This is a genomic window from Stenotrophomonas sp. JAG2 (genome assembly GCF_041080745.1).
GTDB classification, from domain to species: Bacteria; Pseudomonadota; Gammaproteobacteria; order Xanthomonadales; family Xanthomonadaceae; genus Stenotrophomonas; species Stenotrophomonas maltophilia_AA.
Map to the genome: position 1 here is coordinate 1 of NZ_JBEUMH010000029.1, position 1,147 is coordinate 1,147.

At 62.8% G+C, this 1,147-nt stretch carries 1 protein-coding gene; it reads left to right on the plus strand.

Annotated features, from left to right (window positions below; genetic code table 11):
• Positions 1 to 215 precede the first annotated feature (215 nt).
• Complete coding sequence (locus tag AB9O74_RS18665) at positions 216 to 1,130, plus strand: IS110 family transposase (protein ID WP_176991071.1); 915 nt, start codon at positions 216 to 218, stop codon at positions 1,128 to 1,130.
• Positions 1,131 to 1,147: the final 17 nt, after the last annotated feature.

Below are 1,147 nucleotides of genomic sequence, written 5' to 3' on the forward strand. Positions count from 1 at the left end.
GTGGCTCTTATCTCTTGCCGATCTGGCACTTTAGGTGCCGAGAGCCCGGCGTGGGCGACCGTGTGGCTCTAGGTCTTGCGACCGCTGGGTAGCTTGGGTCCCCACGCCGGTTTCTCCCTGATCCGCCCGAACAGTTGATCGAGTTGGCGCTCGGACTGATAAGACTGGGCAAGCGGGGGGAGCTCTCGACCCTGTCAGCCTAGCGGAGTTCTGCCATGTATGGGATCGGGATCGATGTAAGTCAGGCCACGCTGGATGTGGCCGTCCATGAACAGGCGTTTCGCCAATTCAGCAACGACAAGCGTGGTTTTGTACGGCTGATTCAATGGCTGAAACAATGGCCTATCACGCAGGTCGTTCTGGAAGCCAGCGGCGGGTACGAGCGTGCCGCACTGGAGGCTTTGCACGAGGCTGGGCTTCCGATGGTCCGCATCAATCCTGCTCGGGCCCGCCGCTTCGCCCAAGCCACGGGACGTGCTGCCAAAACCGATCGACTCGACGCAGCCGTGCTGGCGCAGATGGCCCAACTCCTGCCGCTCACCCGCTACGTGCCACCGGCGCCTTGGCAGCGGCGTTTGGCCGAATTTGCGCAGTGCCGTCGTCATCTGGTGCAGATGCGCGTCAGCGAGATGCAGCGCTTGCGGCAGCTGACCGATCCAGTCCTGATCACGATCAAGCAGCGCCATCTTGCCCAGCTGTCCGAAGATCTTAAACAGCTGGACAAGGCCATTGCCGAGCAGCTCGCCGCGCAGCCTGGCTGGAAGAACATCGGAACGCTCAAAGGCGCTGGGCCGATCCTGGTCAGCACCTTGGCCTGCGAACTGCCGGAGCTGGGAACACTGGGGAGCAAGGCCATTACTTCGCTGGTCGGCCTGGCCCCCATGAACCGCGAGAGCGGTACCTGGCAGGGCAAGCGCAGCATCACCGGTGGCCGGGCCGTAGTGCGCGAAGCGCTCTACATGGCGGCGCTAACGGCCATCCGTTACGAGCCCAGGCTACGTGACTTTTACGCGACCCTTAAAGCCAAAGGCAAGGCGAGCAAGGTGGCGCTGGTAGCGGTCATGCGCAAGATGCTGGTCATCCTCAACGCCCGCAAGCGGGACGCCGAGGCCGCGTTGGTCTGCACCTGATAAGACAGTTGCTACCC

Excerpts from the sequence above, each read along its gene's own strand:
- AB9O74_RS18665 (WP_176991071.1), top strand. The coding sequence starts at position 216 with ATGTATGGGATCGGGATCGATGTAAGTCAGGCCACGCTGGATGTGGCC.